The sequence below is a fragment of the Vibrio sinaloensis genome, assembly GCF_023195835.1.
Taxonomy (GTDB): Bacteria; Pseudomonadota; Gammaproteobacteria; order Enterobacterales; family Vibrionaceae; genus Vibrio; species Vibrio sinaloensis_C.
The window spans coordinates 771,820-796,896 of the sequence record NZ_CP096200.1 but is presented as its reverse complement, the minus strand read 5'-3'; the positions used below and the strand labels follow the sequence as shown (position 1 = coordinate 796,896).

The 25,077-nt window shown below is 48.7% G+C and carries 23 protein-coding genes; 8 read left to right on the top strand and 15 right to left on the bottom strand.

Annotated features, from left to right (window positions below; genetic code table 11):
* Positions 1-52: 52 nt before the first annotated feature.
* Positions 53-1,714, top strand: a complete 1,662-nt coding sequence (locus MTO69_RS17140; protein ID WP_248334648.1) for a methyl-accepting chemotaxis protein — start codon at positions 53-55, stop codon at positions 1,712-1,714.
* 58 nt (positions 1,715-1,772) lie between these two features.
* On the opposite strand, the gene MTO69_RS17135 is transcribed toward MTO69_RS17140, so the two are convergent.
* From MTO69_RS17135 to MTO69_RS17125, 3 genes are all read right to left on the bottom strand, one after another.
* Positions 1,773-3,593 (bottom strand): M4 family metallopeptidase, encoded by a 1,821-nt coding sequence (locus tag MTO69_RS17135; protein WP_248334647.1) that lies wholly within the window; start codon positions 3,591-3,593, stop codon positions 1,773-1,775.
* A 410-nt stretch (positions 3,594-4,003) separates the two neighbouring features.
* The gene (locus tag MTO69_RS17130; RefSeq protein WP_348983342.1) at positions 4,004-6,136 is read right to left on the bottom strand and encodes an ATP-binding protein; all 2,133 of its coding nucleotides are present in this window, start codon (positions 6,134-6,136) and stop codon (positions 4,004-4,006) included.
* Positions 6,129-6,629 (bottom strand): molybdopterin-dependent oxidoreductase, encoded by a 501-nt coding sequence (locus MTO69_RS17125; protein ID WP_248334646.1) that lies wholly within the window; start codon positions 6,627-6,629, stop codon positions 6,129-6,131. The genes MTO69_RS17130 and MTO69_RS17125 overlap by 8 nt, the downstream gene beginning before the upstream one ends.
* Before the next feature lie 158 nt (positions 6,630-6,787).
* Here MTO69_RS17125 and MTO69_RS17120 point away from each other — a divergent pair, with 158 nt between their 5' ends.
* Entirely contained in the window at positions 6,788-7,156 is a 369-nt protein-coding gene (locus tag MTO69_RS17120; protein WP_248334645.1) for a rhodanese-like domain-containing protein, read from the top strand.
* Positions 7,157-7,197: 41 nt separating this feature from the next.
* Here the strand turns inward: MTO69_RS17120 and MTO69_RS17115 are convergent, their stop codons facing one another.
* Positions 7,198-7,935, bottom strand: a complete 738-nt coding sequence (locus MTO69_RS17115) for an RNA methyltransferase (RefSeq protein ID WP_248334644.1) — start codon at positions 7,933-7,935, stop codon at positions 7,198-7,200.
* A gap of 197 nt (positions 7,936-8,132) precedes the next feature.
* Here MTO69_RS17115 and MTO69_RS17110 point away from each other — a divergent pair, with 197 nt between their 5' ends.
* Positions 8,133-8,915 carry an HAD family hydrolase gene (locus tag MTO69_RS17110; protein ID WP_248334643.1) on the top strand — a complete coding sequence of 261 codons (783 nt, stop codon included), beginning with the start codon at positions 8,133-8,135 and terminating at the stop codon, positions 8,913-8,915.
* Positions 8,916-8,955: 40 nt separating this feature from the next.
* Complete coding sequence (locus MTO69_RS17105) at positions 8,956-9,153, top strand: hypothetical protein (protein ID WP_248335664.1); 198 nt, start codon at positions 8,956-8,958, stop codon at positions 9,151-9,153.
* Between the two features lie 134 nt (positions 9,154-9,287).
* Here MTO69_RS17105 and phnE (MTO69_RS17100) read toward each other — a convergent pair whose 3' ends face one another.
* The 7 genes from phnE (MTO69_RS17100) to MTO69_RS17070 all read right to left on the bottom strand — a co-directional run bounded on the left by phnE (MTO69_RS17100) (position 9,288) and on the right by MTO69_RS17070 (position 17,703).
* Complete coding sequence (gene phnE / locus MTO69_RS17100) at positions 9,288-10,091, bottom strand: phosphonate ABC transporter, permease protein PhnE (protein ID WP_248334642.1); 804 nt, start codon at positions 10,089-10,091, stop codon at positions 9,288-9,290.
* The gene (phnE, locus tag MTO69_RS17095) at positions 10,091-10,885 is read right to left on the bottom strand and encodes a phosphonate ABC transporter, permease protein PhnE (protein ID WP_248334641.1); all 795 of its coding nucleotides are present in this window, start codon (positions 10,883-10,885) and stop codon (positions 10,091-10,093) included. The genes phnE (MTO69_RS17100) and phnE (MTO69_RS17095) overlap by 1 nt, the downstream gene beginning before the upstream one ends.
* Complete coding sequence (gene phnC, locus MTO69_RS17090) at positions 10,873-11,658, bottom strand: phosphonate ABC transporter ATP-binding protein (protein ID WP_248334640.1); 786 nt, start codon at positions 11,656-11,658, stop codon at positions 10,873-10,875. Before phnC ends, phnE (MTO69_RS17095) begins: the two co-directional genes overlap by 13 nt.
* Before the next feature lie 92 nt (positions 11,659-11,750).
* Positions 11,751-12,791, bottom strand: coding sequence for a phosphate/phosphite/phosphonate ABC transporter substrate-binding protein (gene phnD, locus MTO69_RS17085; protein ID WP_248334639.1), 1,041 nt, complete (start codon positions 12,789-12,791; stop codon positions 11,751-11,753).
* Between the two features lie 240 nt (positions 12,792-13,031).
* Positions 13,032-14,243 (bottom strand): glycerophosphodiester phosphodiesterase family protein, encoded by a 1,212-nt coding sequence (locus MTO69_RS17080; RefSeq protein WP_248334638.1) that lies wholly within the window; start codon positions 14,241-14,243, stop codon positions 13,032-13,034.
* Between the two features lie 206 nt (positions 14,244-14,449).
* Positions 14,450-15,790, bottom strand: coding sequence for a sigma-54-dependent transcriptional regulator (locus MTO69_RS17075; RefSeq protein WP_248334637.1), 1,341 nt, complete (start codon positions 15,788-15,790; stop codon positions 14,450-14,452).
* The gene (locus tag MTO69_RS17070; protein WP_248335601.1) at positions 15,787-17,703 is read right to left on the bottom strand and encodes a sensor histidine kinase; all 1,917 of its coding nucleotides are present in this window, start codon (positions 17,701-17,703) and stop codon (positions 15,787-15,789) included. Before MTO69_RS17070 ends, MTO69_RS17075 begins: the two co-directional genes overlap by 4 nt.
* A 324-nt stretch (positions 17,704-18,027) precedes the next feature.
* On the opposite strand from MTO69_RS17070, the gene MTO69_RS17065 reads away from it, so the two are divergent.
* Both MTO69_RS17065 and MTO69_RS17060 read left to right on the top strand, forming a co-directional pair.
* Positions 18,028-19,620: a bacteriohemerythrin gene (locus MTO69_RS17065; protein ID WP_248334636.1), complete on the top strand. Its 1,593-nt coding sequence runs from the start codon at positions 18,028-18,030 to the stop codon at positions 19,618-19,620.
* A 134-nt stretch (positions 19,621-19,754) separates the two neighbouring features.
* On the top strand, positions 19,755-19,907 hold the full coding sequence (locus MTO69_RS17060) for a hypothetical protein (RefSeq protein ID WP_248334635.1): 153 nt from the start codon (positions 19,755-19,757) through the stop codon (positions 19,905-19,907).
* 102 nt (positions 19,908-20,009) lie between these two features.
* Here the strand turns inward: MTO69_RS17060 and MTO69_RS17055 are convergent, their stop codons facing one another.
* Genes MTO69_RS17055 through MTO69_RS17045 form a run of 3 tightly spaced genes read right to left on the bottom strand, consistent with a single transcriptional unit; the run spans position 20,010 to position 22,074 of the window.
* Entirely contained in the window at positions 20,010-20,840 is an 831-nt protein-coding gene (locus tag MTO69_RS17055; protein WP_248334634.1) for a hypothetical protein, read from the bottom strand.
* Positions 20,840-21,706, bottom strand: a complete 867-nt coding sequence (locus MTO69_RS17050) for an ABC transporter ATP-binding protein (protein ID WP_248334633.1) — start codon at positions 21,704-21,706, stop codon at positions 20,840-20,842. Before MTO69_RS17050 ends, MTO69_RS17055 begins: the two co-directional genes overlap by 1 nt.
* Positions 21,703-22,074: a GntR family transcriptional regulator gene (locus MTO69_RS17045; RefSeq protein WP_248334632.1), complete on the bottom strand. Its 372-nt coding sequence runs from the start codon at positions 22,072-22,074 to the stop codon at positions 21,703-21,705. Before MTO69_RS17045 ends, MTO69_RS17050 begins: the two co-directional genes overlap by 4 nt.
* A 165-nt stretch (positions 22,075-22,239) precedes the next feature.
* On the opposite strand from MTO69_RS17045, the gene MTO69_RS17040 reads away from it, so the two are divergent.
* The gene (locus MTO69_RS17040; protein WP_248334631.1) at positions 22,240-22,485 is read left to right on the top strand and encodes a DUF3297 family protein; all 246 of its coding nucleotides are present in this window, start codon (positions 22,240-22,242) and stop codon (positions 22,483-22,485) included.
* Positions 22,486-22,664: 179 nt separating this feature from the next.
* On the top strand, positions 22,665-23,564 hold the full coding sequence (locus MTO69_RS17035; RefSeq protein WP_248334630.1) for an AraC family transcriptional regulator: 900 nt from the start codon (positions 22,665-22,667) through the stop codon (positions 23,562-23,564).
* A 367-nt stretch (positions 23,565-23,931) separates the two neighbouring features.
* Here MTO69_RS17035 and MTO69_RS17030 read toward each other — a convergent pair whose 3' ends face one another.
* On the bottom strand, positions 23,932-25,020 hold the full coding sequence (locus tag MTO69_RS17030; RefSeq protein ID WP_248334629.1) for a linear amide C-N hydrolase: 1,089 nt from the start codon (positions 25,018-25,020) through the stop codon (positions 23,932-23,934).
* Positions 25,021-25,077: the final 57 nt, after the last annotated feature.

The following is a 25,077-nucleotide window of genomic DNA, read 5'->3' as shown; positions in this document are numbered from 1 at the left end:
GATCAGCTTTGCTAGACATGATGTCACTTTGCACCAATAACAGGATGTTTGTATGAGTCTTTCAATTCGTAGCCGCCTCTATATTTTGGCTCTTGTGCCACTGCTTGTGATCACCCTAGGTATGCTTGGGGTGACCTACATAAAAACTTCAGATCTTAACCAACAACAGATCGAAGTCACACGCTCCAACATGATGAACATGAAGAAGGAGGAGCTGAAAAACTACATTCAGATGGCAAAATCTGCCATTACTCCCTTTCTTCAGCGCGGCGCCTCGTTAGAAGAAGCGCTGCCAACCCTCAAGACGTTGGAGTACGGTGAGTCAGGGTACGTGTTTGCCTATGACTCCAAAGGGGTGCGTGTCGCGGTAGGTAAAAGCGACAAAGGCATTGGCGAGAACTTTTGGAGCCTGCAAGACAAGCAAGGCAACTACCTGATTCAAGACTTACTGCGCAACGCTAAGACTGGTGATTTCACCACCTACTACTTCCCTAAACCTGGACAAACCGAAGCCTTACCTAAGCTCAGTTACTCCATCTTTATCCCAGAGTGGGATGTGATGCTCGGGACGGGTTTTTATACCGATGACATCGACGCCATCGTGGCAGAGATGGAACAAGCGACGACAAGTGCATTGCAAACCACACTGTCGGCGATTGTGGTGTTCTGTATCATCATTGCGGCCATCGTTGGCGTGTTTGCAGTGGCGGTGAATCGCACCATCATGAAACCGCTTGAAATGTTTGATGCTTCGATTAGCTCTTTTGCTAGTGGTGATGCGGACTTAACGGCCCGTATGGAAGATTTCAAGGCACCAGAATTTGCTAAACTAAGCCGCAACTTCAATGCCTTCGTCGCCAGCCTACAAACCATTATTCGCAGTGTCAGCGACGTTGGTCATCAGGTAGTGGCTGAGACCAATGATATGTCGCAGCGCGCAGCCAAAGTGGACGAACTGGCCTCAGGTCAGCGTGAAGAAACCGAACAAGTGGCCACCGCCATGACTGAGATGACTACCACCGCGAGTGAAATCTCAAACAACGCTAATCAAGCCGCAGATTCTGCCAAACAAGCGGATGATAACGCCAAAGAGGCGCAACACATCGTTAACTCAGCCGCAGACTCAGTTGAGGCACTGGCGCAAGAAGTGTCACAAGCGAATGGTGTGATTTCACGTCTAGAAGGCGATGTACAAAACATTTCCTCTTCTCTCGCCGTAATTCAAGACATCGCCGAACAAACCAATCTACTGGCTCTTAACGCTGCGATCGAAGCCGCGCGTGCTGGTGAGCAAGGCCGAGGCTTTGCCGTGGTGGCCGATGAAGTGCGTAAGCTTGCGAGTCGAACTCAAGACAGTACCGGCGAAATCCATCAGATGATCGAACAGCTTAAAGCCGCCTCCGATGATGCCGTTAAAGCGATGGAATCAAGTCAGAAGCGCGGTGAATCGACCGTAGAAGAAGCCAACGCTGCCGCCCAAGCCTTAATTAAGATTCAAGAGTCGATTGGAACCATCATGGACATGAACTCGCTGATTGCGACCGCGACTGAGGAGCAGAGCTTGGTCGGTCAAGAAATATCACAGCGTGTGGTGGTCATTTCCGATCAAAGTTCACAATCGGCAGCGCTCGCTAATGAAAACCGCGCCGGTAGTCAGGAGCTGAACCAAAGAGCCAATGAACTGTATGAACTGGTTGGCCGCTTTAAGGTATAGTGTTACCGAATAGAAAAGACAACATAAGAAAAAGGCACCGAGGGTGCCTTTTTGCTGTTTAGTCTAAACGTAAGGTGACGCCAGAGTATGTATAGTAACCGCGCAACATCACATGGTAGGTCACTCCTGGCTGAGCATTGATTTGGCACTGCTCTGAGTTGCCATTCATAAACGGACGACAATCATAGCTGCTGGTGCTTGGCTTGCTACCCGCTTTGACGTAAAGGTCTGCGTCTCCAGTTCCGCCTGAAATCGACACCTTCACGCTTGAGGCGTTATCCACAGTAAAGGTGTAGAAGTCTTGCTCACCGCGGCTGCCACTCAAGCCCGTTTTGGGCTCGCCTTTTTTCAGTTCATTGCCAGGCTCAATCACACCACAACTCGCATTGACCCCCACAGTGTTGAAGGCATCTTTGACATCTTGAGCGCTGTAGCCTAAGTCTTGCGCCGCCTTCGTTACGCCACAAGCGCCAGCGTCAAAGGTACTGTTTGCCGTCCAGTAAAGCTGATTGGCCACAGTGAACACTTCAAAGCCTTTACGCACGTCCCACCCGGCCTTGTTTGCCAACAGATAAAAGGCGCGATTGTAAACACCGCTAGAGTAGTGAACGTTGATACCGTCATAGTAATCTGAGGCGTGACCGATTGAGCGGCCATCTTTAGAAGGTTGCTCAAAATAGCGCAGCCCCCCTTCAGACTTAAAGATATCAGCACCGACTACCCAATCAACGCTGCCTTTCATATAGTATTCCGCCGCTTCCCCAGCGATATCGGAGAAAGCTTCGTTGATCCCTCCAGACATATTTTGGTAAACCAAGCCCGAGTTTTGCTCAGTGAAGCCATGACTGACTTCGTGCGCACTGACGTTGATATCAACCAGTGGATAGAAGGTGTCCTTCCCATCACCAAAGGTCATCGACGAGCCATTCCAAAACGCATTTTCGTAGTCTGTACCATAATGCACACGCATGGTTAGCTGAAAACTAAGTGGCGCTGTGTTCATCCAATCTTGGTACATGTCGAACACCACCTTACCAAAGTAATGGGCGTCGTTAAGCGGCGAATAGGCGCCATTCACATACTTGTAGTCATTGTAATTGGTGTCATCCGGACAGTCATAGCTAAACGCTGTACTACCTGAGGTCCCATTGTTCAAATCCACGGTTTTTACCGCGCTATTATTCATGGTACAGGTGGTACCGACCTTGTCGATGACAAATCCTGGATAATTGGTTCCATACTCGTAGCGGCCTGTTTTGATGTTGCCTCCAGGGCCTGTGCCTATCGCCTGTACATGGTTCAAACCATCCCAATGCTGAATCACGGCGCCTGTGGTTGCATCAATGAAGTAAAATGGACGCTCAGGTACGTCAGCCGCGACAAAGAAGTCCACCAAGTACACCACTTGCGCTACCTGATTTTCATCCAGCTTAATCATCAACTTGGCTGTCTCATTTTCCACACTGGGCACGGTGGCCGCTTGGCCCTGAAAAGCGGAGATGGCAGCAGCAATCGCTTGTTTCTGATCCAAAACCGGATCGATAACAGCAAGATCCGCCTCGATACCTTGGGCCATCGTGCCAAACACTTGGCTTGGCTGATCTTGGCTTAAGGTTGCGACAACTGCGGTATCGAAAACTGGCACCCCACGGTGAGTTTGTTGGTAACGAACTTTAGTTTTACCGTTGGGAAGCTGCACCCGCTTTACTTCTGCAAACCCTGTAGCGGACGAGGCGACACTGCTGGTTTGCGCCTGAAGTGCTTGCTGTAGTAGCGCATCATCATTCACTTGGACCATTTCTGCCGCGTGAGCACTCATGCTCAAAGTGGTGCCGAGAATTGCCGAAATCATCCAGCTCAATTGACGTTGTTGGTTCATTATTTATTCCTGTCATTATCTAATCATCCTTTCTTCCCAACCGCTCAATAGGAAGTGTTTTGCGAAAAATCGCTTCAATAACATGGAAGATAACTTCACAAACGCGCAAGTAAGCCGCAAAAAATTTATATACCGTATGGGGTTTATATTTTACGCATTGTTTCGACTTAGAAGGTAAAGCAACGGGTGGGGCAAATTTTGGTCCTTGAAAAGCAAGGGGTTATGGTTAATGACAAAAATGCGCTACAAATTATTAACACAGTTTTATCAGTAATCCGAGTGAGACATCATTCGAAAGTTTATTTTTTCTTTTTCATGGTTACAGTATAAAAAATGGTATAAAAGCCATTAAAGGGCCGAGTTCATCGACCCAGCGCCAATGGATTGCGCATAGTGAGTTAAATAAAAGGTTAAACCACAGCGCGATAGGCCGGCAGGTACCGTTTTATCATCGCGACCATGGACTCAAGTTGAAATGGCTTGGCTAACACGTCCGCAAACCCTCGCTCAAGATAGTCGCTGACATCGCTATCGAAAGTATTGGCGGTCAGCGCAATAATGACGGTATCGGGTGCCAATTCTTGCTGCTTAATTTGCTCAAGCGCCTGAATGCCGTCCATCACTGGCATTTGAATATCCATAAACACCAGATCAAAGTGTTCATTTTTCAGCTTATCAAGACACTCTTTACCGTTATTGGCCGTTTGCCAACTCACCCCAAGCAGGCTCAGCATCTTAGTGGCGACAATCTGATTAACGCGCATATCTTCAACCAATAACACCTTGACGTGATCGCCGATGTGGAGCGTTTGGGTGCTGGATGGGTGAGCAATACCTGACTGCATTGTCTGTAAAGACGCAACCATAGTGAACAGGTCATAAGGTTTGGTGAGTTTAACCACACCATCACTCTCAGGAACCACCATATTAAGATCGGCAACCACCAATAAGCCTTGCAAATGTTCCGTTTGAACCAGCTGTAAGCCGGCCTCTAGCGTGGCTTCATGGCTTTGATAATAGACAGTGAAATTGGCATCAGGGTCAAACAGACCCAGTTGTGACAGCTCAGTGGTAATGACTTTCTGCGCATGGATATTCGGCGCCACCACATTCACCGCCAAGGCAGTGCGTTGCATGTCGATTAGAGGTTGTCGCTCGACCACCTCAACCGGAATTTGAATGACAAACTCAGTGCCCTGATTGAGCTGACTGGTGACCGAAAGTTGTCCCCCCATCAGCTGGACCAAAGATTGACAGATCGACAACCCAAGACCACTGCCACCATACTGGCGAGTGATGGAATCATCTGCTTGGGTGAACTCCTCAAACACCCGCCCCAGTTGCTCCTCACTCATACCAATGCCGGTATCCTTAATCTTTATGGTCAACTGCTGCTGAGTATCCACAGAGAGGCGGATCTCAACTAAGCCCTGGTGAGTAAATTTAACCGCGTTGTAGCTAATATTATTGATGATTTGCAGCAGCTTAGTTTGGTCGGCACGTAAGGTAAAATCCTCCGCCGCATCGGTAGTGAACAAGACTTCGACTTGCGGCTTATTCATGTCGATGAAAATCGTTTTCGATGCCGCCACCAGTTCGCTGAATAAAAATGTCTCGAGATGCAGCGCGACCTTGCCTTGCTCAATCTTACTGATATCAAGAACACTGTTGATTAACTTAAGTAAATGCTGGCCGGAGCTATTGATCAAGGTTAGAAAATGTCGAGTTTGTTGATCTGCTGCGAGGTAATACTCTTTTTGGCTAAGACCAATAATGGCATTGAGCGGCGTGCGCATCTCATGTGACATGTTGGCAAGAAAACGCGCCTTGGTGGTCGCACTTTGCTCAGCCAAAAGCTTAGCTTGTTGCATCGCTTGGGTTTGCTCACGCAAGTGTTGGCTCAAGCGACTCTGGTTCAAGTACATCCACGAAATCACCCCCACCATAAGTAGTGAACAGACTAAAATGATGACCAGATAGAGATACTGTTTGTTGTGCAGGTTCTCTTTATACAACAAGAACTGCATCTGATTCTTCTGTACCTCAGAGACAAAACTGGACAAATATGTGTTAAGACGAGAATAGACACCGTTCAACTGGAGAGAGAGGTTGTCGAGTAGAGCACGACTCTCCAAGGTGACCGACTCGATACGAGTAAATACTCCTTCAATCTCTAAGCTTAATTCGGTTAGCCTTTTGATATCGCCATATTGCTGATGCGCTTCAATAGTACGATTCGATTGAAAGTCTTGCAGGATACTGGCCCGCAGCACTCGAGCTTTCAGTTTGAGTTGACTCAGCGCCTGATTGGAGGGCGCCTTTTGAAATCCTAGCAGCTCATTTTTGAACGACAGTAATTTCACTTTGGCCGATAAATTGTTGTTCACTATGGTGACATAGGGCTGCGGAGCGATATTGCGAATTTCGGTAACGGAATAAAAAAAGTAACCAATCATGATCAGTAGCACCGAAACCAGTGTCGCTACGATCGCGGTAAACACACGGCCTGATAACGAGCCAATCGGCTTCATCTCACTACTCAACGATAATCTCCTTCACCTGCCATACCGACAAGCTGTAGTAGTAATCGTTGCGAAGTTCAGGATGGTCAGCAAAAGGAAACACCACAAAAAATGGGCCTTTGTCGTCGATGCTCATCCGCTCTCCCGCCTCATGTGTGGCAAGCAGCACTTGATATTTAGTGATATCTGCAACAGGAATAGACACCACATAATCATCCCAAGCGACCACTTTTACCGACTCACCTTTGGCACCCACCAGCTCTAGGACACTTTCCAGTGTTGGTCCTTGATACTCCAGTACGCTCTCAACCACGTGGTTGTTGGTATTAATAGTGGCTTGCGGCAGTTGACTCACCATGGCTTCATCAAACGCAGCGACACTGTCCGAGTTGGTTTCCGATATTGCGCCAGAAATCCACAGGATGGGTTCGCCGCTAGGCGTCGGCAGCGCCATCACCCAAGCAGAGAGAGTTAGCCCCAGCGCAGCAAGCCCTGTAATCATTATCTTATTCATCTGATTTCCTACCCTAATCAATACCCTTTGTACTCACCGAAAAGTAGCAAAGATCTAGTATTGATAGTATAGACAGTAGAAAATCATACTCGCGACAAGCGACCAACCAAGATAGAATTTTGTGATGGACTTAAGCACTCAGTAACAAGGAAAGCCCGATGAAAAGATTGATCACTCTTACGCTGCTATCGCTGTCTTTATTCAGCGCCGTTAGCTATGCGAGCCAACGTGCTCAGCAAGGTTGGCACTGGATAGAACAAGGCGCTCTGGTGGTGGATGTTCGCACCGCGCCGGAGTTTCAAGCCGGCCACCTCGACAATGCGGTCAACTATCCTCTGGCAGAGTTGGAGCAACATTTCGCACACGTGGCAAAAGACCAACCGATTGTGCTCTACTGTCGAAGTGGCAACCGCTCTGGGCAAGCATTTCGCTATTTACAGGCGCAAGGCTTTACTCAGTTGCACAATGCCGGCGGCTTGAACGAGTTATTAAGCACAGCCAGCGGAAGTGATAGCGCCGATAAGTAGCTATAGAATAGTAAGGTGAAGTGGCTCCACTTCACCCAAGCTTAGTGGCCGTGCTGACGACGCATATTGTCGAGGATGATGCCCGTCGCCATAGCAACATTGAGCGACTCTGCACCACCAAAGGCTGGAATGGTAATTTTGTTGGTGACGTATTGTCCTGCCTCAGGACGAATACCGTGGGATTCACTGCCCATCAACAAGATTCCTTGCGCGGAAAATTCGGTATTATGTACGCTCTCACCTTCCAGAAACGCACCATAAACCGGCAAGTTGGCAGAGCAAAGATAAGCGGGCAAATCGATCTGACTGACCGTCACTCGAGCAAAGCTGCCCATAGTGGCACTGATGGTTTTCGGATTATAAGGATCCGCACAGTCTTGGCTGGCGACAATGTGCTTAATACCGTACCAATCAGCAAGGCGGATAATGGTGCCTAGGTTTCCAGGATCAGACACCCCGTCGAGGGCGATCATCAAGCCTTCCGCGCTCGGTACTGTAATGTTTGGAATCTCCACCACCGCAATCGCCGCGTTATTGCTGACTAAAGTGCTCGCTTTGGTCAGCTCTTCGAGCGTCGCTGCAACGCATTCAACATCGCCAAGCGCACTCGCATGCTGAGCAAGAAACTCTGACGTTGCGAACAGATTTTTCACCACCAACTCAGACTGAACCAGCTCTAGCACATTCTTTTCACCCTGAACCAAAAAAAGCCCATGCGCTTTGCGCTGTTTCTTTTGGCCTAAAGCACGCAGGAGTTTGAGCTGGTTTTTCGAAATCATAATATGTCCAAGGTAGAGAGGGCTGGCGATAAAAGCGCGCCAATTATAGAGCAAAGCATGGCGAAGCAAAAGAGGGCTGAACAAGGTCACGAGCACCAGCAAAGCGCCGCCACTATGCGCATTCGAGCAACTTACTACGCCATCACGGTATTATCTACATTGAGCAGGTAAACTATTGAGTCAAAGAGATAAAACGGATGACAAACGTGCTGACACCTGAATGGAATAAGATTGAGTGGGTACTCACCGATGTGGACGACACCCTAACTTGGCGCGGAAAACTCCCCGCAGAAACGTTACTCGCCCTTAATAGCTTGCAGCAACAGGGCATCAAGGTGGTGGCCGTTACAGGTGCTTGCGCGGGCTGGTGCGATCATATTGCTCAGCTTTGGCCTGTTGACGCAGTGCTCGGCGAAAATGGCGCATTTTGCTTGGAGAAAAGTGAACCCGGCATTACCCTCTCCTCCTCAGTCGATATCGACACTATGCGTCGCCAACAGGCGCACCTCAAACAGCAAATTGAACAGATCCTACACGACTATCGCGAGATAAACCTGACGCTCGACCAAGCCTACCGCCTATGTGAGGTGGCGATCGATATTGGTCAAAACCGTTCTCCGGTTGATAGCCAAACCGTCCAGCAAATTGTTGCGCGTATCCATGCGATGGGCGCCCATGCGACCGCCAGTTCGATCCACATCAATGCGTGGTATGGCGACCACTCCAAGCGCAACAGCGCCTTCGCCTACCTGCGTCAACAAGGGCTGAGCGATAGCGAGATTATCAGTAAATGCTGCTATGTCGGTGACTCGCTCAATGATCAGCAGATGTTTGAAACCCTGCCAATGAGCGTAGGGGTGAAAAACATCGAGCACTATTGGCAGCAACTCAACCATAAGCCAAATTTGGTGATGAGCCAGCCAGGAGGCTTTGGCTTTGCCGAATTTACCCATGCACTGCTCGCGCTCAAACAGAGCTAAACCACTCGCCGACACGTTTTCTCTCGGTCTGACTATACTAATGATAACGGACCAGCATGAAGAGGTTGGCGTGATGGACTTTACAGAAAAACTTCGACTGCGCGGCAAAGCAGAAGAAGATATTTACTTTGCCCAGCGTGATCGCGAGCTTATCGAAGCGATGCACGACAAGCAAAAGCAACAACAAGATTCTCAACCACCGATGCAACAGGACGACAGCAGCGCGGCCACTAAATAGTGGCACGGTGAACCGGGACGACGCCGCCTTGGCTTGCAAAGGGACGACGAGTAAATCAAAAAAGCGGCTGGAGGCCGCTTTTTGCTTAGTGTCTTAATTGCTTGGAGCTTAGTTGTAAGCACCTGGCAACTAGATTAAATCAACTTTTTGCGTACATGTACCACCAGCGCTTCTGCCAATACAACCACGGCAAATATGCTCAATAGCACCATAGAGACTTTTTGCCACTCAAACAGGTTTTGAGCATCATTGAGGACCACCCCAATCCCGCCAGCACCCACCAAACCCAGCACCGCCGATTCACGAACATTGATATCCCAGCGGAACAGTACAATCGAATAAAACGCTGGCATCACCTGTGGCCAGTAGCCTTTAACCAGGATACTCATCCATGAGGCACCCGTGGCCTTTAACGCCTCAATGGTCCCCATGTTGACCTCGGCAATCGCCTCTGCCAACAACTTACCGACAAAACCGACACTACGCACCGCAATGGCCATGATTCCCGCCAAAACGCCGGGGCCAAACAGCGCGATAAACAGCAGTGCCCACACTAACGAGTTGACTGAGCGCGAAGAGACCAAGAAGAATTGCGCGATCCAGTTGAGCGTTTTACTTGGGGTGATATTGGGCGCGTTGAGCAGCGCCAAAGGGATCGCAAGCACCAAGGTGAACAGTGTGCCCAATGTGGCGATGTGCAACGTCTCTATCAAAGCATCGTGAATGGTCTCTGGATAGAATCCGTAATCAAGTGGCACCATACGACTAAACATATCCGCAAACTGCGCTGGCGCGTCGTAAAGGAACTCTGGGATGATCTCCACGGTCTGCCAAGACCAAACAATCGCAGCCACAAAACAGAAGTAGGCGGCAAATCTTGCCAGCCGTTCATTGAACGTAAAGCGTTGCCATTCTCTATCAATCGAAGCGGTGGTCATTAGAAAATTCTCCTTACTACATTAGACAAGAATTCACCCACCAAAATCAGCGCGATAATGGTGATTAGAATGGCCGCGACAAAGTCATAATCGAAGCGCTGGAAAGCCGAGAACAAGGTCCCGCCGAGACCTCCCGCACCGACAATGCCGACCATAGTGGAGTTACGCAGATTGGAATCTAGCTGGTAGCTGGCAAAGCCGATAAAGCGAGTAAACACCTGCGGCATCACTGCAAACAGAATCACACTGATGAAGTTTGCTCCAGTGGCGCGGATCGCTTCTACTTGCTTGAACGAGATCTCTTCGATCGCTTCCGCAAACAGCTTGGCGATAAAACCAATCGAAGCGAACACTAAGGTCAAAATCCCAGCTAACGCACCAAACCCCACCGCCTTGACGAACAGGATGGCAATGATCACCGGATGGAAGGAGCGGCATAGCGCAATGAAGCCACGTACAGGCGTCGATACGATAGATGGCATCATATTGCGCGCTGCCAGCAAGCCGAGAAACAGCGATATCACTATGCCAAAGAAGCTTGAAATGATCGCAATTTGTAAGCTCTCAGCCAGCCCGCTCAACAGCAGGCTTGAACGTGAAAAATCAGGTGGAAACATACGAGAAAGCAAGCGCTCACTCTCTCCAAAGCCTATCATCAATCGGTCAAGCGTGAGATTGAGTGTGGAGAAACTGTAAAACAGGTAGCCAACAACCGCGACCAAACCAAGACGGCTTAACCAAGAGGCTTTAAATGGGTTTTCCACTTGAGGGGTCGACGAGGTTAATCCAGCCATGACTCACCTCCGTAGATGATTTTCAGATCTTGCTCGCTAATACCCTCTGGGCTGCCGTCATAGTGCACCGTGCCATTGCACATACCGATAATGCGCTTAGCAAAACGCTTGGCTAGGTTCACATCGTGAATATTAACCAGTACCGGGATTTGCTTCTCTTTGGCGAAGGTTTCCATCAGCTCCATGATCTCAACGGCTGTCTTAGGATCGAGTGACGAAGTCGGCTCATCAGCCAACAAAATGTATGGGTCTTGCATCACCGCACGGGCGATTCCGACTCGTTGACGCTGACCGCCCGACAGGCTATCGGCACGCTGATTGGCAAAATCTTGTAATCCAACAAACTCCAACAACTCAAACGCTTTGCGCAAATCTTGCTGCGAGTAGTTGCGGCGCCAAGCATTCCACGACGACATATAGCCCAAACGACCAGACAACACGTTCTCAATCACCGTCAAACGCTCGACCAAGTTGTACTCTTGAAAGACCATGCCGATATGGCGACGCTGGTTGCGCAGCGCTTGACCTTGCAGTTTAGTCAGGTCTTGGCCCTGAAACAGGATTTCACCACTGGTGGGATCATTGAGGCGGTTGATACAGCGCAGCAGGGTACTTTTTCCGGTACCTGATGGGCCGATAATAGCGATGATCCCTGGCTGGTCGATGTCGATGTCGATCCCTTTGAGAATAGGCTTTCCGGCAACGTATTGGTGAAACAGATTGCTTATTTTAATTCCGTCGTATTGTGCGCTATCACAGCTTGCTACGGCCATACTACAGTTCCTTGTGATTGTTCTATTTAGGATGCACGGTGCCCTGCGCCCTACACACAAGGGCACCGTGCTATTGGCGTCAGATTGGAGAATTACTGGTTAGTGGCTTGTTTGGCTAACTCGGCCGCTTTTTTCTTGGCTCGCTTAGCCGCATCTTTTTCTGCCAGCTTTTTAAGCCCTGTTTTGGTGTAAGCAGTACCTGTGGCATGAGCGATATCACGAATGACTGACCAATCTTCTTGATAAGTGATTGGCGAGAAGCGATCCGCGCCTTTAAACGCAGCGCTCATTTCAGGCGTGAAACGGTAGCTAAAGAAGGCTTGATTGATTTTTTCCACCAACTCTGGCTTGAGGTTGTACGCATAGCCAAATGCAGACGTTGGGAAACGTGGGCTGCGGTAGATGATTTTGAGCTCAGAATCATCAACACGACCTGCGGCCACCATGCGATCGTAAACATCCGATGCCACTGGCGCTGCGTCGTAGTCGCCGTTGTAAACCCCTAGAATCGATTGGTCATGCTTACCTGAGTAAAGCACTTTGTAGTCTTCATCAGGGACCAAGCCTTGCGCCGGGAATAGAGCACGTGGCGCTAAGTTACCCGAGTTGGATGATGCGGAGGTATGGGCAACTCTCTTGCCTTTCAGGTCGGCCATTTCGTTGATGCCGCTGTCCTTGCGCACAATCGTAACTAAGTTGTAGCCTTGAAAGCCGTTCTCATCTCCTTTCACGGCGATGGGTACATAACCGGCAAGGTTAACGGCATAACCAGTTGGGCCAGTCGAGAAGCCTGCAACGTGCAGACGTCCAGAGCGCATCGCTTCGACCTGAGCAGAGTTAGAGTGAACAGTGTAGTAGATGACCTTTTTACCGGTTATTTTGCTTAGATGCGCCTGAAAATCAGCGAAAGCATCTTTGTATAGCGCCGGGTCTTCAACGGGTGTGTAAGTGAACACTAGCGTGCTTGGGTCGATCCACTCAGAGGCATCTTTAGGCGCATCGGCAACCAAGTCTTGGTTTTCGTCACAATATCTCTCATCCAGAACCCCACGGTTAGCACACTCATTGGCCATCGCCAGCGTTGGCAGCATCAAAGAGCCAGCGATTAACAATCCTTTTACACTGTTTTTCATATTAGAACCTTACATTCACGTTATTGTTGATATTCCCTCCCTCTATAGCAGAGGTTGTGCCAACTATTTATGGCTATATTTTCAAACACTTAGCAACATCCACAAAACACCTCTCAGCATTTGGGTCATTTCTGTCCTTGATAAAAACAAACATTTGGGTCATTTGTGTCCCATCATAAACAGCGACAAAAAAGGGCCAGTTGGCCCTTTATGAACTTGGTCAACGACCCGATGTTTGTATTAGATGTCCATACAGTTAGCGTAGTAAGTAACGGTCGATGGCCAATCACTGAACACGCCTAACACACCGACGTCTTTGGCCAGTACATCGAGGACTTTCATCATATCGCCGTCACGCTTGATCTGCTCGGTCACCGATTGGTAGTACCAACCACCGCCTTGTGCCAGCGGGCCAGAGCGCTCGAGTGTCCATGCGATAATGTCTAAGTCTGCTTGCTTAGCGAGCTTCGCGTAGTTTGAGGCAACAATTTGCTTGTTGTCATCGAGCTCAATCAGGGCGTAAAGCGGTGGCGCGATAATGTTAACCCCCTGCTTTTGCAAGTCCTTCATGTTCTCAAGAGAGGCAACGAAGTCTTGCTGCTCATACATACGATCATCAAGATAGACCGCCTGCTTGCCAAACTTCGGCTCGTTTTCAATCCAGTACTTCACATCATTGAGGTTAAACGACTGAACAAACGCTTGTTCTGGGGCAAAGCCCGCTTGCTTAAGCTCATCGATGAGCTTCTGTGCATACATTTGCTGAGTGAATCCCTGATATGGCATCTCAACCGCTGCCGATTTGAGCTCTGGCGTCACTTTCACGCCATATTGTTTAAATAGCGCCGCACTTTCGGCATGCGTCATCAAGGTGCCGGTTTGCGAGTAAAGATCGGTGCGCCAGCCCGGCGTGCCTTGCATGTACTCTTCGACAGTGGTGGCTTTCGGGTTCGCACCATCCATCTTACCCTTTAAGGTTTTGAACTCCGCCAAGGTAAAGTCAGAGGTACGACATTCCACCTGAGCATCTTCGCCGGTCGCAGGGTTAGCAGGCTTAAATGGAACCGTACATTTTTTAGCAAGTTCTGGGTGCGCTAAAACATCAGTGGTGGTGTGCAAATCGCTTTGCGAATGGCGACAAACCAATTGCTTGTCTTTAGTAAAGGTCACATCACACTCTAGCACCCCTGCTCCCATCGCAATCGCGGCTAAATAAGATTCCTTGGTGTGCTCTGGAAACTGCATCGCAGCACCGCGGTGGCCGATGGAGAAGTCACTGCGATGGAAAGGACCATTGCTGCAACTTTCCAACTTAGTTTTTAGAGGACTGTTTTCCATGTCACTGACTAGATACAGTGGACGTGGACCGACTTGGGCCGGTTCATTGCCTGCCATAGCCATTGAACTGACGCCGATTAAGAGCGCGATACTACTGGTTACGATTTGCTTCATTGGTTTCTCCTGCAGCAAATGTTCTATCGTGGATACAAGACTCTGGACTGAGCAAGTTTCAAACGTTTTACAAGCTGTTGAATCTTTTGTTGTTATCGTCAAAGTCGCATCACATGTAGCACGCTCTATGCCAATTAATTTTTCCTTTTATTTCAGCATGATATAAGCAAACTGTCGCAAACAAGCTTCACTTGGGTCATTTGTGTCTAGGCCTTGAAGCTCTCCTTATCCAGTTGATGCTTCTTCATTTTGCGATACAAGGTTTTACGTGGCAGGTTAAGCCGCAAAGAGACCTCATTGATATTGCCTGACATCTCGATCAAGGCCTCGGTCAGAACGTTGCGCTCATACTGCTCCATCTGCTGCTCAAACGCGAACGCCTCGCTACCAGTGACACTCGGCGCTTGCAAATCAAACCCTTCACCGACAATACCCAACACAAATCGATCTGCCACGTTTCTTAGCTCGCGGACATTGCCCGGCCAATCATGACGACACAGTTGCTGGATTTGCTCAGCATAAAGGGTCGATGCTCGGGTTTTGTATTTTTGACTCGCTTGAACCACAAAGTGACGAAATAGGGCCTGAATGTCCTCTTTGCGTTGGCGTAGCGGCGGCAAGTTGAGACTGGCGATATTGAGACGATAGAAGAGATCGGCACGGAATTCTCCCCGCTGACTCAGGGCTGATAAGTCGGCTTTACTTGCTGCAACCACCACAATATCCACCGGGATCAAGCTATTTCCCCCGACTCGCTCTATGACGCGCTCTTGCAGCACCCGCAGCAGTTTGATCTGTACCGAAATGGGCATACTTTCGATTTCGTCGAGAAAAAGCGTGCCGCCATGGGCTTGCTCAATCTTACCTATGCGTTTTTTATTGGCGCTGGTGAACGACCCCGCCTCATGACCAAACAGTTCACTTTCAATAATGCTTTCGGTCATACCGCCACAGTTAATCGCCACAAAGGGCTTATCTCGACGCGGAGAATATTGATGAAGCGCGCGCGCCACCACTTCCTTGCCGGTTCCGGTTTCCCCGTTGATGATGGTGTCGACACCTGTACGCGCCAACGCCAAGATCTGGGTACGCACCATCTCCATCGATGCCGACTCGCCAATCACCACATTCTCAATCGGTAACTCAGGGGCACTGACCACCTGCTCGGCCATCTGTTGCAGGTGGATATTGGCGAGGTTGAGTTTTTCGATCAACTCATCGCTTTGCAGTGGCTTCTCAATAAAATCAAACGCGCCCAGCTTCATCGCTTCAATCGCCATCGGGATATCGCCGTGGCCGCTCATCAACACTACTTGGCAATGCGGCGATCGACTTTGAATCGCATCGAGCATGGCTAAGCCATCCAACTTGGGCATGCGCACGTCACACAGCACCACTTGCTGGCTGCTTGGGTTCAGCGACTTAAGCGCCAGTTTAGGGTCGGTAAAGCCCACCACATCAAAGCCCTCTAATTCGAGCATTTCACTGACGGCTTCTACCACGTCCATCTCGTCGTCAATCAGTGTTATCTGTTTTCTTAGCGTCATGAGGTTTCACCTTGTTCCAAAACTATGACAAATTCACTACCTTGCTGTGGCTGTGAAGAGACCCGAATCGAACCGCCGAAATCTTTGATAATGTTAAACGCGATCGACAAGCCAAGCCCTAATCCCTTGCCGACCTCTTTTCGGGTATAAAATGGGTCAAAAATATGCGGTAAGTCTTCGGCCAAAATGCCTTTGCCATTGTCTTTTACCGCGATCGTCACCTGGCTATCGACACGCTTGACCGACACCACAATCAGCGGCTCACCAGAATCTGCAACCGCGTCCACCGCATTACTGATCAAATTGACCAACACTTGCTCTAAGCGAATCGGATTGGCCTTGACGATTTCTTGCGGCGTCAGAGCACAATCGAGCACAATCGGCGCGCCACTATTAGCAAACAGCTCTAGCGCATCGTTCACCACAGGCATCACCGCCACCGACGATACCTTGCCGTCACTTTTGCGCGAAAACGCTTTGAGATGACGAGTTAACGCCGCCACCTTACCGAGCAAGACTTCAATTTTCTTCAGATTGTGCACCGCTTTCTCTGGCCGTTGCTGATCAAGCCATTTTTGTGCGCTGCGGGCATGACTGCTAATCGCGGTCAAAGGTTGATTGATTTCGTGGGTAATGCCGACACTCAGCTGGCCTAAAGCGGCCAGTTTCCCGGCCTGCACCAACTCATCTTGAGTCACTCGCAGTTTTTCTTCCGCCACTCTGCGCTCCTCGACTTCCGCTTCTAAACGTTGATTGGTGCGCTTCACCACCTGCGCGGTGGCCTGAAACACTTGCAGCGATTTGGCCATCTGAGTGATTTCATCATGCCCTTTGAGCTCAATGTGTGTATCCAGATGACCAGTCGAAATGGCAAACATGTCGTCACGCAAATCGAGTAGGCGCTGCAAAATATTCTTCCTCACATAAAACCAGGCAATACCGGCTGCCGCCAACACACTAAAGAGTGACAGCAGCAACGAGAAGGTTCGATTCGAGGTCAGTGAGCGCTGCGCCTTGGCAATTGAACGGTCTATCTCTAGGTTGACCTTGGCACTGTTGCGCTCGATCTGCACTGAAAGTTGGTGCAAATACTCGCGGCTATTCTCCAGCAAATAGGCTTGCTGATAGTGATGTTCCAACGCTTGGTTTTTCAATTTTACCAGCCGACTGGAGCGCGACGCTAAGGTGTAAATCACCGACAGCTTTTCATCCAGCGCAGGCATTGAATCGGCTAAACCACTAGCAAGCCAAAGTCCAAACCACTCTTGCCCCAGTTGTTCCAAGCGATAAGTGGTGTAGTCGAGTTCGTTAAAGCTGCCATCATTGTAGAGCTTCTCGACCAATCCCAGCTGGTAGTACAGCAGTGCATTGAGCTGACTGTATTGCAGCTGCGATTTTTGTTGATTGGGCAGTTGCTCAATCTCTTCGCTCACTTGTTGCAACAGCGGGTAGAACCCTTCCAACAAGTTGCGCAGCTGCTTGTTCAACGCGCGTGACTCCTCGCCACTTTGGTGAAGCAAACTCAAGCTGTTGTTCACCTGAACGATCAAGTCTTTAAAGTAGTCGTGATATTCAGGGAAGTGCGCCAGTACCTGCTTCATCACGGCGATGCTTTGATTAATACGTTGCATCGCTTTTTGCCGCTCGAGGTTAGAGTCGGCATCGACTAGTTGCGCAGAATCAGTAATGACCAAGCGCACCATGTCGTTTAAGCGCGCGGCTTGTTCGAGCGAAGCAATGTCTTGCTCTTTCAGCTCGACCAGCGCTTGCTCCAGTTTGTCGTATGTTGTCGAGCTAAACAGTGCCAGCAGCAAGGTGGTGAGCGACAACAAAGCGAGCGCCAAACCAAGGCGCACTTCGATACCACGCCACTTAAACGATCGGAGAGAAGAGGAATTGGACCTAATGTCCATTGGGCTAAAGCCTTGATTAACTGACTGATTCACTGCGTGTTCCCATGCACTCGCCGGTGCATTTATTCATAGAGCTGTTAACAACCCCCATCAAACATGACTACATTTTATTAATAAAGCACCAAATGGCAGATCTGTGGCATAGGCAATGACAAATTGCTCTAACGATCGACCTCTCCCTACGTGGCCCACCAAACAGCATCTCATACCGACCAGCACTCTGTTTGCCTTTTTGTCATTAACGCGCCTTTTTTAGGCTGTTCAGCCATCTATGACCTAGATTTAAGGGAGCGGCGGACGGAATAGCGAACAAGGAGCGGCGCTATGTTTAAAACCCAGTTAGCAAAGCTAAGTCACCTTTCCTCAGCGCAGTGGGCACTGCTGCTGAGCCTGTTGGTATTGCCTATCGCTTACCTGTTGCTTTCCCAGCAGCAGTGGATGTGGCTCGCCTTACTCGCTCTCTATCACGCGGTTGTAGTACTGTTAGTTTTCTCTATCAATGGTTTACTCGACCAACTTCGACGAGCCGCTGTGCACTTATCTGAAGGGGACTTAACCGTGCGCGTGTCGGCGCAGAACCAGATAAATGGACCACTACTGCGCACCTTTAATCGGATTGGTGAAGATATTTCTCGTACCGTGCACGCACTACGCAAGTCGACCGCCCGCCTACTTGAAGTCGCAGACACAGTGCAAGAAGACTCGGCGCTATCAAAAAATGGCGCGATTGGTCAAAAGCGCGATGTGGACAACGCCAAACAGATCATCGGCGAGCTGTCAGACATTACCCAAAATGTGTCTGAATACTGTGAGTCGACCGCTTCATTAGCCAATCAAGCCAAAGCCAAAGCCGACCAAGGCACCAAAGACATGATGGCGCTTGAGCAAGCGTTAGATAACGCCAATCAACATATCGACAACTCTAATCAACACTTTCAATCTTTGATGGAAGAGACGGCACAAATCAACCAAGTCATGGAAACCATCAGCGGTATCGCTGAACAGACCAATCTATTGGCATTGAATGCGGCGATAGAGAGCGCTCGAGCTGGCGAGCAAGGGCGCGGGTTCGCGGTGGTCGCCGATGAGGTGCGCTCGCTTTCGGTGCGAACCCAAGAGGCCACCGAAGAAATTCGCGGCAAAATCGCTAACTTACAAGCCAAAACCGACGACGTCTTGCAGACCATGCAAGAGAACAAATCGAGCATGACTAAATCGCTCGACATTGCCTCGACCGCAGAAAATACCTTTAAGGAACTGCACTTACAAATCGACGAAGTCAGTCAATTTAGTCAGCAAATAGCCACCTCTTCAGAGCAACAGCTCGGCCAAACTCAGCGTCTTGAACAGTGCTTACAACTGATAGCGACGGAGTCGGACAACAACGTGAAAGCCACTCAAGAAACCTTAATTGCCAGTATCACGGTGCGCAATCTGTCAGGCGAAATCGATTCTTTGCTGCATCGCTTTGCCACAGACCATCACCAGATCGAAGTGGAAGAGTTACAACGCGACAAATTGATGGAGTGGAATGATCAGCTCGACATTGGCCTAGATGAAATCAATCGCCAACACCAAACCTTAGTCCACCTAGTGAACGAGCTCTACCATTTGCTCACTCATCATTACGGGCGAGCCTCAATCAAACGCGTGGTTCAGGGGCTGATTGATTACACCGCCAACCACTTCACCTACGAAGAAGTGTTATTCGAGCAAATTGGTTACTCGCACACTAAAGAGCATGTGGCGAAGCACAAGCAATTGGTTGAGCAAGTATTGGAATTTCAAGCTCGGGTCGAGAAGGGAGAAAACATCGGCGATGAGCTGATGGCATTTTTGAAAAACTGGTTGGTACAGCACATCATGCGTGAAGACAAGGCCTATGCGGAAACGTTTAAGAAAAACAACTTAAACTAATGATGTTTATATAGTTTTACGCGTATCATTGGCAAAATTTGTTTTATCTTATCGACAAAAAATCAGATTAGTCATCTTACTGGGTTACTGCTTTAATCCGCACCGAAACAGTTCATTGACTATAAGGTGTAACCATGTTCGCAATTGATGATGTTGTTGTTGCAACTAAAGGCGTTGATCTCGGTAAAATGGTCGTCACAGGTTTAAGCAGTGGTGGCTTCTACGTGCGTGTTACCGTTGAAGGTATGTCACTCACTTACCCAGCCAAAGACCTTAAGAAAGCATAATCCGATGATTTAATTAAAAAAGGTAGCGAAATCGCTACCTTTTTTATTACCAATATCAATCGCATCAATTAGATGTTCCGAAAATTGCTGTGATTGGTGTGCTCAATCTAACGAGCGACTGAACTTTAAGCTCGCAACTAGCCCCAACGCTCCAAGCAATATATAGACAAGCAAATTCAACGCGCCGATACGAGCCACGGCGGTGAATGGGTTCTCCGACACCAAAATATCCAGCGGTAGTACGGTCACTGCGCTAAAGAAATCGCCCACCACCGATGTGGAAAACAGACTATTGGCCACCAGCTTGATCACAAAAAAGCCAACTAACATCACCAGTAACGGCGAGTTAACCTTGTGCGAAACCGCCATCGCGATCGCCGCCAGCGGTGCCAACGCTAGGCCGACCAACCACATTCGGCCAATAAACTCCAACCAATGAGTCAGCACATAGCTGAAGGACTCCCCAGTGAAGAACAGCGGAAACTGCTGTGCCATCACGACGTTAATTAACCACATCAAAAAATCGGCACTGATGACTAACATCGAGCACAGCACCGGCGTGACAAACAGGCCAAACACCAGCTTTACCAAGTGGATGTTTAAATCGGTCACCGGCATACTGCGCCAAAACATCACACTGCCTTCTTGGCGTTCTTTACGCAAAGTTTTGGGGAAATAAAGACTGGTCAGCAAAATAGAGAGCAGCCCGCTAAAGCCAAGCACCATTTCGCTCAGTTGTTGTCCGAGCTCATACCCTGACATGGCGTGGTCTGAATCATAGGTTAGCTCGTAAGTCACATTACTCTGAATCGTTGAATTCATCAAAATGCTGACTAAAAGCACCACGCCACACACCAGCAATACTATAGGAATGCGAGTGATTAACTTATGCTCCAGCCACTCCTTTTCAAGCATGTATAGATTAGCATTCATTACACGGCCTCCTTCTGTAAGGCTAAAAACAGATCCGCCAGTTTTACATTGTAAATTTTTTCGACCTGATCAATCTTTTCAGCATCTTGGGCGTCAAGCAGCCAGCGGGTTGTTCCCAACCCCGACTCTCGCGACAGCGGCTGCAGGGCGGCGATCTCAGCATCGTTTTCTGTTCGAGTTTCAACAATCACGTATTTTTGCGCCAAGTTCTCCATCGGTGACTGCAACACCGCTTGACCATGCTTCAAAATCAGCACATCGGTCAGCAGGTGCTCTATTTCTGATACTTCATGACTGGCGATGATCAGTGCTCGCTCTCCATCATGAAACCATTCCAATAGATGGCGATAAAAGGTATCGCGGTACACCAAATCCAGCCCCAAGGTCGGCTCGTCCAAAATCAAAACTTGCGTATCCGTTGATATCACCACAGCGAGATGCAGTTGCACTTTCATTCCTTTGGACAAAGATTTGATTTTGCTGCCCAGCTTAATGTCTGTTTGCGCCAAAACCGACTTAGCTTTAGTCAGATCAAAGCTGGGATGCACACCCGAGGTATAGCGCAATAATTGCTGGACCGTCATCCATTCAGGCAGCACATTGACATCAGAGATATACGATAGGTGCTGCATCACTTGAGCGCGATGGGCGTGTGGCTCCAACCCTAGTATCGCGATCTGCCCTTGGTATGACTGCGCACCCAATAGGCTTTTGATCAGCGTTGACTTGCCCGCGCCATTGTGGCCAAGGAGCCCCAACACTTGACCTGCTTTCAACTCAAAACTGATGTTTTTCAGCGCTTGCTGCTGTTTATCACGGCCAGAATACTGCTTAGATACCTGACTCGCCTCAATTAATACGCTCATACTTCACCCTTAACGTGCTGCTTTAACTGCACAATAAACTCGTCCAATGGAATCTCTAGCTGCTGTAACTTGGTCGCAATTGCAGGAATTTGCTGCTCAATAAAATTCTGTTTTTGCTTGATTCTTAAACGATTCAGCGCCCCTATGGTGACAAACATGCCTTGGCCGCGTCGCTTCTCAATCAAGTCCTCATCCACCAGCAGTTGGTAACCTTTCATCACGGTAAGGTGATTAATCTTAAGATCAGCGGCCACTGAGCGCACTGAAGGCAGCGCTTGCCCCTCAGACCAAATGCCTTGCAGTATTTGTTCGATAATGCGATCAGCAAGCTGACGAAATATCGGTTGGGAATCATTCCAATCAGTCATCCTCGTCGCTTCCTCGCTTTAGTGTTATACATAGGTATAACACTAAAGCAATTTGCCAAAATTGCAACCACAAACTGCACGAGTCTGTCGGCGAGTTAAGCTTGAATGCACGCCAAGCTGTGACTACAATGACGCACTTTTTTTAATGACTTCAAGGTCTCGAACATGAACGACACAACTAAACCTGCTTTACCAGATCGCCTATCGGGCAACGCGCGCAGCCCTTTCTTTGTTAAAGAGTGCTTTGATCACCAGATTGGTATCCGTTTCAACGGCAAAGAGCGTAACGATGTCGAAGAGTATTGTGTGAGCGAAGGCTGGATCAAAATTGCTTCGCCAAAAGCGAAAGACCGCTACGGCAACCCAATGCTTATCCAATTGAAAGGTACGGTTGAAGCTTACTACGTGTAAGTCGCTTGCCGAGAAAAACAGCCTCGACGAGCTCTCTCTGCTGAGCGCTTGTCGAGCGTTTTACTGTTAATCATCCACTGTCAATCAACGTTGACTGTCGCAACTTTTTACTGCCAAGTTTGAATCTCAGCCCGATTCAATTAGTCTTCATAGCAATTCATGGAACGATGAGAAAACCCATGCGTGTTGACTATCAAAAGCGGCTTAATCCTGTGATCCGCTACCTCGAAAAAAACTATGACCAACCACTCAACTTGCCCGAAGTCGCGGCGTTGGCCAATCTATCGCCTTACCATTTCCACCGCACTTTCAAAGCCGTTCAGGGAGAAACCTTGGCCGACTTTATTCGCAGACTGCGCCTTGAAGCCGCCGCAGATGAACTGTTTAAAACCAAACAACCCATCATCAATATTGCATTGGAGTTTGGCTTTTCATCGTCGCAAAGTTTAGCCAAAGCCTTTCAACAGCATTTTGGTGTCACACCCAGTGCTTTCCGTGATTGTGAGAACTATCAACAATTTGCGCTATTGGCGCGAAATAGCAAGATAGGACACACCTTGCGCAAGATTGGAAACGACCTCGAATCAGACGCTGCTTATACTGACTGCGAATCAACAACATGGAGCAAAATCATGGAAACCCAACAATTTGCAGCGTCAAAACTCGCCTATATCCGCGTAACTGGCCCGTATGGTGACGGTTATGAAGAGCCAAGTGGCCGTTTGTATCAATGGGCAGGTATGAAAGGGCTAGCCGGTAACACCTGCATTTTCATTTACCACGACAACCCTGAAATCACCCCCAGTGATAAGTGCCGCACCGACATCTGTTTGATGGTTCCTGACGATACCCAAGTCCCGGATGGGATTGAGTTGCAGGACTTTCCGGGCGGTGAGTACGCCGTAATGCGCCAACAGATCACGCAGACGACGCAATACGCCAAAGCCTGGGATGACTTGATGGCGCGAGTGATCGAGTCAGGTATCGAAAGTGACGATAGACCTTGCTTTGAGCTTTATCACAGCTTTGATCCTCAAACCCAGCACGCCGATGTGAGCTTTTGTACTGCCATCAAATAGCTTGCCACTCACGCCTGCACCAGTTGGTGTAGGCGCTTTCAGGTAGATTTAAACCGAGCCCTTGCTACCTATCGTAGGTGATTGCGATTATCACGTGGTCACGCAAGCCTTCTCTTAAGCTAAAGGCTCTGGCTCACTTATTACGTCGAACAATCCGGCTTCGTTTCTAGCGAGTATGATGGTGAAAGGGGCGTGCATAGCCCCCCATAGTGGTGCGCTGAATCAATAAATCGCTACTCGGGTTGTTGATACCAGAGAAGCACTTATTCAATAACAAGCCATCACACTATCTTCAAAAAAAAAGAACGCCCAAACATTTAAAATGTTCGGGCGTTCATTCTTCGAGGTTTTAACTAAGCTCTAATCGTTACTCACATGCTTCAAACTTCGGTACAAACTCCCCTTTTTCAGATTGCTGAGTCAGGTTAGCACACAGCTCTACTTTGGTATTTTTAGTGTCTTCTAGATTGAACTTAATCAATTGACCGTCATACAAATTGTCGTGCACTACATCCCCAGTATTCAAGTTGTACTGTGTTGTGAAGAACGTTGGGAACACACCCATGCTTTCCGCACCTTTGCCGTTTCTAGGTTCTGCAGGTACATCCAAGTCAAGAGGAATCGCAACCGCAGAGTGGAAAGATAAGCGTTGAGCTGCCATGGTTTGCTGGTAGTTTAAACCTTCAAAGCTTTGGCCCTTAGCATGATGTAGACCACGAACGTATCGATTTAATGACGAATAGTCAGCGGGGACATTGTTGGCCGTCATGTTTGGGCTCACCTCATTGAGGTATTCAATGTGCTCTTGATACAAAGGTTCATTAGTAACAAAGCGAAGATTGTCATTTGCGCTGCCACGCCATACTTTTAGCTCACCGTTCGCGTTAAGCTGGATAAGCGCCACATTGCCTTCTTTATCACGAATATTAAAGTGCGCTGGTACTAGGTGGGTCATGCCCATCATTAAATCCGAGTAAGCTGGCTGCCATTCACCTTTGTCTAGTCCGGTAATAGCTTCATCGACGTTTTTGTAATTTGAGGCAATAAACGTGGCTAACTGACCATTGTCAACCGCCGGTGCACCGTTGTCATTATTCTTATGCAGCTCAAGGAAAGGCTCGCTCGCTTCCATGTATTGTCCATGAACAGACATGCCTTGGTCATTGAATGCATCATAGGCTGTGCCTTTAAAGATGTTTTCATCATAAAGAGAAACGGTGTGATACTTAGTTTTCCAAGTAGCTTGGGTTTTATAGCTTGGAGAATCAGAAACCATGGTTGTACCAACAGGTGTTACTTTGGCAATGGCTTCTACAGGCACAGCCCAATCCATCGAGCGCATGGTTAACGTGCCGTGGTCTGTAATTGCAGAGACACTAGAACAAGCGGAAGCAGTAGATACGATACCAGCAGTGGCTGAAGCGGCAATTGCGATTGCGATGATTGACTTTTTCATAATTAAACCCTCTTTCGAACATTTTGTTGTTTGCTTAAGTTGGGTTTAATTTACCGA

Excerpts from the sequence above, each read along its gene's own strand:
- MTO69_RS17140 (WP_248334648.1), top strand. The coding sequence starts at position 53 with ATGAGTCTTTCAATTCGTAGCCGCCTCTATATTTTGGCTCTTGTGCCA.
- MTO69_RS17135 (WP_248334647.1), bottom strand. The coding sequence starts at position 3,593 with ATGAACCAACAACGTCAATTGAGCTGGATGATTTCGGCAATTCTCGGC.
- MTO69_RS17125 (WP_248334646.1), bottom strand. The coding sequence starts at position 6,629 with ATGAATAAGATAATGATTACAGGGCTTGCTGCGCTGGGGCTAACTCTC.
- MTO69_RS17120 (WP_248334645.1), top strand. The coding sequence starts at position 6,788 with ATGAAAAGATTGATCACTCTTACGCTGCTATCGCTGTCTTTATTCAGC.
- MTO69_RS17115 (WP_248334644.1), bottom strand. The coding sequence starts at position 7,935 with ATGATTTCGAAAAACCAGCTCAAACTCCTGCGTGCTTTAGGCCAAAAG.
- MTO69_RS17110 (WP_248334643.1), top strand. The coding sequence starts at position 8,133 with ATGACAAACGTGCTGACACCTGAATGGAATAAGATTGAGTGGGTACTC.
- MTO69_RS17105 (WP_248335664.1), top strand. The coding sequence starts at position 8,956 with ATGATAACGGACCAGCATGAAGAGGTTGGCGTGATGGACTTTACAGAA.
- phnE (WP_248334642.1), bottom strand. The coding sequence starts at position 10,091 with ATGACCACCGCTTCGATTGATAGAGAATGGCAACGCTTTACGTTCAAT.
- phnE (WP_248334641.1), bottom strand. The coding sequence starts at position 10,885 with ATGGCTGGATTAACCTCGTCGACCCCTCAAGTGGAAAACCCATTTAAA.
- phnC (WP_248334640.1), bottom strand. The coding sequence starts at position 11,658 with ATGGCCGTAGCAAGCTGTGATAGCGCACAATACGACGGAATTAAAATA.
- phnD (WP_248334639.1), bottom strand. The coding sequence starts at position 12,791 with ATGAAAAACAGTGTAAAAGGATTGTTAATCGCTGGCTCTTTGATGCTG.
- MTO69_RS17080 (WP_248334638.1), bottom strand. The coding sequence starts at position 14,243 with ATGAAGCAAATCGTAACCAGTAGTATCGCGCTCTTAATCGGCGTCAGT.
- MTO69_RS17075 (WP_248334637.1), bottom strand. The coding sequence starts at position 15,790 with ATGACGCTAAGAAAACAGATAACACTGATTGACGACGAGATGGACGTG.
- MTO69_RS17070 (WP_248335601.1), bottom strand. The coding sequence starts at position 17,703 with ATGGACATTAGGTCCAATTCCTCTTCTCTCCGATCGTTTAAGTGGCGT.
- MTO69_RS17065 (WP_248334636.1), top strand. The coding sequence starts at position 18,028 with ATGTTTAAAACCCAGTTAGCAAAGCTAAGTCACCTTTCCTCAGCGCAG.
- MTO69_RS17060 (WP_248334635.1), top strand. The coding sequence starts at position 19,755 with ATGTTCGCAATTGATGATGTTGTTGTTGCAACTAAAGGCGTTGATCTC.
- MTO69_RS17055 (WP_248334634.1), bottom strand. The coding sequence starts at position 20,840 with ATGAATGCTAATCTATACATGCTTGAAAAGGAGTGGCTGGAGCATAAG.
- MTO69_RS17050 (WP_248334633.1), bottom strand. The coding sequence starts at position 21,706 with ATGAGCGTATTAATTGAGGCGAGTCAGGTATCTAAGCAGTATTCTGGC.
- MTO69_RS17045 (WP_248334632.1), bottom strand. The coding sequence starts at position 22,074 with ATGACTGATTGGAATGATTCCCAACCGATATTTCGTCAGCTTGCTGAT.
- MTO69_RS17040 (WP_248334631.1), top strand. The coding sequence starts at position 22,240 with ATGAACGACACAACTAAACCTGCTTTACCAGATCGCCTATCGGGCAAC.
- MTO69_RS17035 (WP_248334630.1), top strand. The coding sequence starts at position 22,665 with ATGCGTGTTGACTATCAAAAGCGGCTTAATCCTGTGATCCGCTACCTC.
- MTO69_RS17030 (WP_248334629.1), bottom strand. The coding sequence starts at position 25,020 with ATGAAAAAGTCAATCATCGCAATCGCAATTGCCGCTTCAGCCACTGCT.